The 1,760-nt window shown below is 64.0% G+C and carries 2 protein-coding genes and 1 tRNA gene; 1 reads left to right on the forward strand and 2 read right to left on the reverse strand.

Annotated features, from left to right (window positions below):
- Window positions 1-50: 50 nt before the first annotated feature.
- Window positions 51-124 (reverse strand) — tRNA-Gln (locus tag VIM26_RS26075).
- Window positions 125-251: 127 nt separating this feature from the next.
- Between VIM26_RS26075 and VIM26_RS26080 the strand changes: the two genes are divergently transcribed.
- The gene (locus VIM26_RS26080; protein WP_331956244.1) at window positions 252-686 is read left to right on the forward strand and encodes a hypothetical protein; all 435 of its coding nucleotides are present in this window, start codon (window positions 252-254) and stop codon (window positions 684-686) included.
- Between the two features lie 21 nt (window positions 687-707).
- Here the strand turns inward: VIM26_RS26080 and VIM26_RS26085 are convergent.
- On the reverse strand, window positions 708-1,760 hold a 1,053-nt coding region (locus VIM26_RS26085; protein ID WP_331956245.1), incomplete at its 5' end, for a class I tRNA ligase family protein.

Raw genomic sequence — 1,760 nt, forward strand, 5'->3', positions numbered from 1 at the left:
CAGGCGGCGTGTGTCGCGGTACCCAGCCTGTTAACGGGTGCGCGAGAGCCTGGTTCCCGAGGAAGGATTCGAACCTTCGGTCGAGGATCCAAAGTCCCCTGCCTTACCGCTTGGCTACTCGGGATCGCCTGGTTACCAACACTGCGCGGACGGCCGCCAGCCGTTCTTCGCGGCGCACCAACACTACGCGAACGGCGGTGGATTGAAGGTCGGAGCGTGACCTCGTGGGGCCGGGCGGCGTTTCGTCCTCGATGAGAATCGCCCTTCTGGTCGGACTTTTGATCGCGACCGCCGCCTGCGGCGGCTATCGCTTCCCTGGACCGGCGAACGAGACCGGCACCGTGCACGGCCTGGTGACGGCCTCCGGCTGTGGTGGGCCGGTCCAGCCGGACAGCCGGCCGTGTCCCGCCACCCTGGTCCCATGTCCGCCCGCGGCTTCAGCTTCCACCTGCGGGCAGCAACCCTTCTCTGGGCTCGGCCTCATTTTCACCAACGGCAACACCAGCTTTGTCGCTAAGACCGATTCCGCCGGAGCCTACTCGATCAACCTGCCCATCGGGACCTGGAGCGTCGCGACCGCGCCTATCGCCCGAATCATCAGCGGTCCACAAACACTCGAGGTGAAGGCCGGGACTTCGATCGTCGCCGACTTCATCGTCGACACCGGGATGAGAGCGGCCGCCTAGCGCAAGAAGCGCAGACCCCTCCTACGGGACCAGGTTGATCAACCGGTCGGGGACGAACACCACTTTCGACGGCTGCCGACCGTTGAACGCCGCCCGCACCCGCTCGCTCGCGAGCGCCGCAGCGAGCACCGCCTCCTCCGGAGTGCCCACCGGCAGGGTGAGCCGATCGCGCAGCTTGCCATCGACCTGCACAACCACCGTCACCTCCGGCACGGCCGCCGCCTCCGCGTCGTACTCAGGCCAGGAGGAGTCGGCCAGCATGCCGCCCTCTCCAAGCTTCTCCCACATCTCCTCGCACATATGCGGCGCGAGAGGGTTGAGCAACTTCACCAAAACGCGCACCGTCGAGTCCCAGGTGGCGTCTCGCGCGCCGCCGTTCTGCAAATACCCCTGCATCGCATTCGCCAGTTCCATCAACGCCGCAACCGCCGTGTTGAAACGCAGCTCGTCGAAATGCTCAGTGACCTTCTTGACCGTCTGCGCAGCCTTGCGTTGCAAAAGCATCGCCTCCGCACCGCTGCCCTCGACGACGATCGAGTCCGGTTCCAAAACCAAACGCCATACGCGCTGCAGAAATCGCACCACTCCGTTGAGTCCAGCGTCGGTCCACTCGACATCCTCTTCAGGCGGACCGATGAACATCTCGTAGATGCGTCCTGCATCCGCGCCCTGCTTGGCCACCAGTTCGTCGGGCGACACCCCGTTGCCGGCCGACTTCGACATCACCTGCCCGAACCGCTTGACCATCCCCTGGTTGAACAACCGGGTAAACGGCTCCGAAATATCGAGCATGCCTGCGTCGTGCAGCACCTTGACGAAGAATCGCGAATAGAGCAGGTGCAGAATCGCGTGCTCTACGCCACCCGTGTACTGATCGACAGCCATCCAGTGGTTGGCGAGCTCCGTGTCAAACGGCTCCTTCGCATCCTTAGGGCTCGCGTATCTCAAGAAGTACCAGGAGGAGTCGATGAACGTATCCATCGTGTCCGTCTCGCGCCGCGCCGCGCGTCCACAAACGGGACACGTCGTCTCGAAGAAATCCGGATTCTCCGACAGCGGCTTGTACTCCTTGGG

This window comes from Pengzhenrongella sp. (assembly GCF_036565025.1).
Lineage (GTDB): Bacteria > Actinomycetota > Actinomycetes > Actinomycetales > Cellulomonadaceae > Pengzhenrongella.

Coding starts and splice junctions, on each gene's coding strand:
- VIM26_RS26080 (WP_331956244.1), top strand. CDS start 252: ATGAGAATCGCCCTTCTGGTCGGACTTTTGATCGCGACCGCCGCCTGC.